Here is a 7,915-nt window from a genome sequence, read left to right as displayed (position 1 = left end):
GAATTTAATAATATGAACGAAATAATCGAAAAGACAAGAGAACTTGGAGAACTTATCCAAAATTCAGAAGAAATGAAAAATGCAAAGAATGCCGAGATTTTACAAGAAAATGATGACGAGGCACAGGCACTTTTAAAGGAATTCAACTTGCAGAGAATGAACCTTGCACGCGATATGCAAAACAACAAGATTTCGCGTGAAGAAGCTATACAGAAGAATAACGAAGCATTTGAAGAAATGCTTGAAAAATCGGAATCAATAAAGAAGTACATTGATGCAAAGAAAGAATTTGACGCAATGGTTAATCAAGTTAATCAAATGCTGAATTTCTACATCACAGGACAAGATCCAAACTGTACGCATGATTGCAGCACTTGCGGCGGCTGTCACTAATTTATACACAAATCTAAAGACAAGGAGATAAAGCGGAATGGCAAAAGAGCAGATGACGCCGATGATGACTCAATATCTGAAAACAAAGGAGGAATACGAGGACTGTATATTATTTTACAGACTGGGTGATTTCTATGAAATGTTTTTTGATGATGCCATAAAAGCTTCAAAGGAGCTTGAAATAACGCTTACAGGTAAAGACTGCGGACTTTCGGAACGCGCACCAATGTGTGGCGTTCCTTTTCACAGTGCGTCGGTTTATATTGCAAAGCTGATTGAAAAGGGATATAAGGTTGCTATATGCGAACAGGTTGAGGACCCTAAAACCGCTAAAGGTATTGTAAAACGTGAGGTTATTCGTGTAGTGACGCCGGGTACGGTTGTTGATGAGGAGTTGCTTGACGAAAAGAATAATAATTATCTTGCGGTTATATACAGTCAGCGTGACAAATACGGATTTGCGGTTTCGGATATTTCAACGGGTGAGATTTATACAACCGAAATTAGCGGAGCGGACGAGGCACTAAACGAAATAGCGAGATATGAGCCGAAAGAAATACTCTTAAATTCGGATGCGGCGGAAAAATTATCTGCACAGGTTGAGTTGAGATTTCATATAACTCCCGACGAATGTACGGACGATTTCTTTGAAAATTCGGAATTTGAAAAGAATATCCTGCAGCAGTTCGGTAAAAATTCCTTGTCGGAAATCGCACTTGACACAAAACCTTATGCGGTTCGTGCGGTCGGTGCTATGATTGCGTATTTGGAACATACGCAAAAAACAAGTCTTACATATTTAAACACGATTAATACATACGAAGTTAATCAGTATATGGATATTGACGTGAATACAAGACGTAACCTTGAAATAACCGAAACAATGCGTGACAAGGTTAAAAGAGGTTCGCTTTTGTGGGTGCTTGACAATACAGAAACTTCAATGGGTGCAAGACTTTTAAAACAGTGGATTGAAAAGCCGCTTATCAATCCTATTGAGATAAACAAGAGATTGTATTCGGTAAAGGAGCTTACGGAGAATATAATGCTCCGCGACGATCTTTCGGCAGTGCTTTCCGGAACGTATGATATATCAAGAATAATCAGCCGTATTTCGCTTGGCACTGTTACACCAAAAGATTTAATTGCACTTAAAATGACGCTTTTACAGTTACCTGAACTTGAGTACACTTTAAGCAATGTCAAGTCACCGATGCTTGGCGATATGCGTAAAAATTTTGATTTGCTTGAAGATGTGTGCGATTTGCTTGAAAGAGCGATAAATGACGAACCGCCGGCACTTTTGCGTGACGGCAATGTTATAAAAGAGGGCTTTAATGAGGAAATCGACAATTTGCGTATTGCAATGCGTGACGGTAAAAAGTGGCTTGCGGCACTTGAAAACGAAGAACGTGAATCAACGGGCATAAGCAAGCTGAAAGTCGGCTATAACAAGGTTTTCGGTTACTATATAGAGATTACAAAATCGGCGATAAAAGACGTACCCGATTATTATATAAGAAAGCAAACGCTTGCAAACTGTGAAAGATACATTACTCCGAAACTAAAGGAAATCGAAAACACAATTCTCGGTGCATCGGAAAAAATCGTGACGCTTGAAAGCTATGTTTTTGAACAGGTCAGAACAAGCGTGAGTGAGGAAATCGAGCGCTTGAAAAATGCGGCACATATTATCGCAACGACTGACGTACTTTTGTCGCTGGCACAGACTGCATACAAAAACAACTTTACCATGCCCGAAATATCGGATAACGGCAAAATCGAAATTACGGACGGACGACACCCTGTTGTTGAGAAAATGTCAAAAAATTCGATGTTTGTACCGAATGACACTCTTTTGAATAACGATGACGACCGAATGATTATTATAACAGGTCCGAATATGGCAGGTAAGTCAACGTATATGCGACAGGTTGCACTTATAACTCTTATGGCACAAATCGGAAGTTTTGTTCCTGCAAAGTCGGCTAAAATCGGTATTGTGGACAAGATTTTTACAAGAGTCGGTGCGTCTGACGATATTTCGTCGGGACAGAGTACGTTTATGCTTGAAATGACGGAAGTAAGTCACATTTTGAAGAATGCAACGTCAAAATCGCTTATTATTCTTGATGAAATCGGACGCGGTACAAGCACATTTGACGGATTGTCGATAGCTTGGGCGGTTGTTGAGTACATACAAAATAAGCACAAAATCGGCGCAAAGACGCTTTTTGCAACGCACTATCATGAGCTTACCGAACTTGAGGAAGAACTTGACGGTGTTAAAAATTACAGAATTGCCGTAAAAAAACGTGGTGACGATATTACGTTTTTGCGTAAAATCGTCAGAGGCGGAGCGGACGACAGTTACGGTATTGAAGTTGCGGCACTTGCAGGTGTTCCGAAAGAGGTAATCAACGGTGCAAAGAAGATTTTGAAAAAGATTGAGAATGATGAAATCGTTGTAGAACATACGGCGAAGAAACACGAGGACACAACAAATCAAATCGGTTTCGGTGACGGTATAGCTAATGAAATTGCAGATGAACTTAAAAATATGGACGTCACAACGTACACACCGATTGAGGCGATGAACAAGCTTTACGAATTGGCAAACAGGGCGAAGGAAATATAAACATTTGTGGCTGTTAAGGTCACGAGTATTAACGGTTGAAAGGGTTTAAAATGGGAAAAATTCATGTACTGAGCAGTGAAGTTTCAAATAAAATAGCGGCGGGCGAAGTTGTTGAACGTCCGTCAAGCGTTATAAAGGAACTTGTTGAAAACAGCATAGATGCCGGTGCAACTCTGATAAGCGTGGAGATAAAAAAAGGCGGAAGCATATATATGCGCGTCAGCGACAACGGCAGCGGTATGTCGGAGGAGGATGCGAAAATATGCTTTTTACGTCATGCGACAAGTAAGGTGCAGACGAGCAGTGACCTTGACGCGATTTATACGCTTGGATTCAGAGGTGAGGCACTTTCAAGTATAGGTGCTGTTGCCGAAGTTGAACTTTTTACAAAGCGACACGAGGATGAAACAGGCGTATGTGTAACGTGCAAAGGCGGAGAAATACTTTCTTCTGACGAGGCAGGTATTCCCGACGGTACATCGATACTTGTCGAAAATCTGTTTTTCAACACACCTGCAAGACGTAAATTCTTGAAAAAAGACGCAACTGAGGCAGGATACATAACGGACATAATGACGAGATTTATATTCGCACATCCCGAAATATCCTTTAAACTTATAATAGACAACAAAGAAAAATTGTTTTCACCGGGCGATAATTCACTTGAAAATTCGGTTTATACAGTTTACGGCAGAGATTATGCAAAGGGTACAATTCCCGTAGAATACGAATCGGACGGTATTAAAATTACAGGTCTTATCGGCAAGGGAACGCTTGCACGGCCTAAGCGAAATTATCAGAGCTTTTTTGTAAACAGAAGATACATAACAAGCAGAACAATAATCGCCGCACTTGAAAATGCCTATAAAAATCAGATTATGATAGGCAAATTCCCTATGGCGATACTTAATATAGAAATCAATCCGTCACTTATTGACATTAACGTTCACCCGACAAAACTTGAAGTGAAGTTTTCGGATGAAAAGGCGGTTTATAATGCGGTGTATTACGGTGTGAAAAACGCACTTTACGAAATACCGAATGTACCGAAAATCGAACGTACTTCGGAAGAATTTAAACGTGATACGCCAAAGGGACAGTTAAATCTGAGCGACTTTGCGGTCGCACTTCCAAAGACAATGACAAAACGTCCCGAAACAACCGCATATAATCCACGAGAAAATCATTTTCTGAAAAACAGTGGGGACACTAAAAATGATTTGGTTAGTGACAGTAAAACGGATAAAGTCGGGGACACTAAAACACAAAATGATTTTGTATCACTAAAACCCAATTTTATAAAACCAAGACAATCCGAAATTCCTTATACAAGAACTGTATCGCTTGAAACTCCGAAAGCGGAAACAAACGGAATACTTCCTAAAAAGGACGCGGTTAAAGCGGAAGAAGCCACAGTTGAAGAAATAAAGAATGAGGAAAGACCTGTTACTGAAACAGTAGGGGTTGAAACCGTTAAGGAAGAAAAACCGACGGAGCAAAATGTTGAAACCGAAGTTCCGAAACGCGAAGAAACTGTTTTTGCAGATGAATATTTTGAAATAGTCGGTCAGGTTTTTGATTCGTACATCATAGCCGAAAAGGGCGACGAAATGATGATTATAGACCAGCACGCGGCACACGAACGTTTGAAATATGAAGAATTGAAGAAAGATATTGCGTCAAAACAAGTTGTGTCACAAATGCTTATCGAACCTGTTATAGTAAATCTTACCGGCAGTGAGATGACTGCGTATCGTGACAATAAACAGCTTTTTGACGATATAGGCTTTGAGTCGGAAGAATTCGGCAATGACGCGGTTATTGTACGAAGTGTTCCGGGTGAAGTTGAACTCGGTGAGGTTGAACCGCTTGTGCTTGAACTTGTCGCACAAGGCGAGGAACTGAGGAAAGAACTTATAACGGAAAAGAACGAAAGACTTTTATATACGATTGCGTGTAAATCGGCGGTTAAAGCGAATATGCGTATGAGTAAGATAGAAATGGAAACGCTTGTGAGAAATGTGTTAAGGCTTAAAAATATTAATACTTGCCCTCACGGCAGACCTATTATAGTAACAATGAGCAAAAAGGAACTTGAAAAGGAGTTTAAGAGAATTGTCTAAGATACCTCTTATTGTTGTTGTCGGACCGACCGCATCGGGAAAAACGGCACTTGCGATTGATATTGCAAATTATGTCGGCGGAGAAATCGTCAGTGCCGACAGTATGCAGATTTATAAATATATGGATATAGGCTCGGCAAAACCGACTGCGGAAGAAATGAGTCAAGCCGTTCATCATCTTATCGGTTTTCTTGAACCTGATGATGAGTTCAGTGTTGCGGATTATACAGAGCTTGCGCATAAGACTATCGCCGATATTACCAGCCACGGCAAAATTGCCGTAATGGCAGGCGGTACGGGACTTTATATAAATTCTGTTGTAAATGACGTTACATTCGGTGAGATTGACACTGATTACGAACTTCGTGAAAAACTGCAAAAGACGGCAGAGGAAAAAGGCAGTGAATATTTGCTTGAAATGCTGGCGGAATTTGATAAGGAGTCGGCTGAAAGACTGCATCCTAATAACGTCAGACGTATTATTCGTGCGATAGAGTTTTACAAAACGACAGGCAAACCGATTTCTAAACACCAAGAGGAAACAAAGCGAGTTGAAAGCCGATATAATCCGCTTATGATTTGTATTGATTGGGACAGGGACGTACTGTATGACAGAATAAACAGACGTGTCGATATTATGATGAAAAGCGGACTTTTGGAGGAAGTTAAAGGTCTTATGGATATGGGCTATACGCAGAAATTAAATTCAATGAAGGGTATAGGCTATAAAGAGGTTATGGACTATTATGACGGTAAAATGAGCCTTGAAGATGCCGTAGAACTCATAAAGCAAAGCTCACGCCGTTATGCCAAACGTCAGCTTACATGGTTCAGACGTGACGATAGTATACATTATGTAAGCAGTAAAAATCCTTTTGAAGAATCTAAAAAATTAATTGATGAATTTTTGAAATAGATAGGTAAAATAAGTAATTTAAAAGAGGTGCGATTGCACCTCTTTTTGTGTTTTATCTTCTGTATCTTGAATTTGAACCTTTTGTTTCGCGGTCAATTCTTTCTGTTCTTGACGCGTTTCTGTTTGGGGTGCGTGTACCTGTTTCGTTTTCAGATGATGAACGCTGTCTGTTTTTCTTTAACTGCTGAATACGTCTTTGTCTTTCACGTTTCTTCTTTTGATATCTTGCGTACATAATAAGAAGTATAAGAAGTATTGCCGGAATGAAGAAGAATGGACTTGTTATAACCTTTAACACAAGGTGGAATACGTGAAGAATATTATTTCTTTCAACATCATTTGTTGCGATAAGGTTAGCCGAACCGACTTCAATACCTTTATATGAATATGTCACTGTACCAAGTACGTCACCTTTTGTAATAGGTGCCTCTAATTTTTCGGGCATATCGATATTCGTTGTTATTTGCTCTGCGTTGCCTTCACCGCTCGGAATAAGTGCTGACACGTCGTTTTCAACAGTTACAGCAACACGCATATCCTGTTTTGCCTCATAAACCTTTGAATCGGAAACTATATCTCCGACTGCCGCAAGCGGTTGATGTGTGTAATTATCAAAACCAAAATTGAACAAATTCTTTGAATCGATATATGAATAAGCCTGTTCCTTTGTATCTACGTTTTTACAGTTCATAACGATTGCAAGAAATTCGGTATCGTTATATGAAGCGGCTGATACAAGACAGTATCCGGCTTGTGAGGTGTGACCTGTTTTAATACCTATTGCCGGTGGGTAATAGTAGTAAGTTGAACGTGATGTTCCGAGGAACAGGTTTGTATTTACAAGAATACGCTCTGATGCATACTTATTTGTTGCCGGAATTTTGTATATAGGCATTTTTACAATTTCACGGAATTGATCGTTTTTCATTGCGTACTTTGCAAGTATTGCAAGGTCGCGAGCCGTTGTATAGTGGTTATCGTCATGTGAACCGCAAGGATTTACGAAGTGAGTGCCTGTCATTCCTAATTCCTGTGCCTTTTGATTCATCAAACTGACAAATGCGTCCAGTGAGCCTGCAATGTGAATTGCAATAACATTTGCCGCATCATTGGCACTGTATACAAGCATACCTTTTACAAGTTGGTCTAAAGTAAGTTCCTCGCCGGTAAGTATACCCATATGAGAATCTTCAAGAGTTATTGATTTCAGTGCGTCATATGTGGCGGTTACCGTATCGTCCATATTACCCATTTCAAGTGCAAGTATAGCTGTCATAATCTTTGTTGTACTTGCAGGGTAAACTCTTTCATCAAGGTTTTTGCTGTATAAAACTCGTCCCGACGCCATATCCATAAGAAGTGCGGACTGTGCATACTGCACGTTCGGAGGCGTAAGTGACGGATCTTCCATAGTTACGCCGTTCGGAAGTGAATTTGCGTTTTGCGAAGTTGTATCTGTATCGCTTTGCGAAGTTGTATCAGATGTGCTTGATGTATCCGATGAAGTGTCTGACGGTGTTTCGGTTGCGGATGTCGTTTCCGTATCGCTTGATGTATCTGTGCTTTCGGTTGCCTTTGGTGTTGATTTTACATCATTGCCGTCGGAAGTTACTGTTCTGGTTGTTCCGTCAGGTGAAGTTACGGTTGAAGTTGTGTTATCAGCAGTCGGCTCCGGAGTCGGTGCCGCAAAAGAAAATGATAGCGGCATAACCGTTATAAATGCCGCAAGCAGTAAAGAAATTAACCTTTTCTTTTTCATTATAGTATAATTGCCTCCATAAATCTATATTCTAATTTTAATACATTATATCTCAATTTACTATTATATCGAAATTCTAATTATAT

The 7,915-nt window shown here is 40.0% G+C and carries 5 protein-coding genes; 4 read left to right on the top strand and 1 reads right to left on the bottom strand.

Features of this window, described 5'->3' with window-relative positions:
- The 4 genes from ACLTU0_RS09495 to miaA form a co-directional block, all read left to right on the top strand.
- Positions 1-393 (top strand): YlbF family regulator (locus tag ACLTU0_RS09495; RefSeq protein ID WP_412322202.1); only part of this gene is annotated, 393 nt, incomplete at its 5' end.
- A 37-nt stretch (positions 394-430) separates the two neighbouring features.
- Positions 431-3,031: a DNA mismatch repair protein MutS gene (mutS, locus tag ACLTU0_RS09490; RefSeq protein ID WP_337870373.1), complete on the top strand. Its 2,601-nt coding sequence runs from the start codon at positions 431-433 to the stop codon at positions 3,029-3,031.
- Between the two features lie 50 nt (positions 3,032-3,081).
- A complete protein-coding gene (gene mutL, locus ACLTU0_RS09485; protein ID WP_412322201.1) occupies positions 3,082-5,154 on the top strand; it encodes a DNA mismatch repair endonuclease MutL in 2,073 nt (690 codons plus the stop codon).
- Complete coding sequence (gene miaA, locus ACLTU0_RS09480; RefSeq protein ID WP_412322200.1) at positions 5,147-6,070, top strand: tRNA (adenosine(37)-N6)-dimethylallyltransferase MiaA; 924 nt, start codon at positions 5,147-5,149, stop codon at positions 6,068-6,070. Before mutL ends, miaA begins: the two co-directional genes overlap by 8 nt.
- A gap of 52 nt (positions 6,071-6,122) precedes the next feature.
- Here the strand turns inward: miaA and ACLTU0_RS09475 are convergent, their stop codons facing one another.
- The gene (locus ACLTU0_RS09475; protein ID WP_412322198.1) at positions 6,123-7,829 is read right to left on the bottom strand and encodes a D-alanyl-D-alanine carboxypeptidase family protein; all 1,707 of its coding nucleotides are present in this window, start codon (positions 7,827-7,829) and stop codon (positions 6,123-6,125) included.
- Positions 7,830-7,915: the final 86 nt, after the last annotated feature.

This window comes from Hominilimicola sp., from assembly GCF_046972485.1.
Lineage (GTDB): Bacteria > Bacillota > Clostridia > UBA1381 > UBA1381 > Hominilimicola > Hominilimicola fabiformis.
The sequence above is the reverse complement of the archived record's forward strand: the minus strand, read 5'-3'. Positions and strand labels throughout refer to the sequence as shown.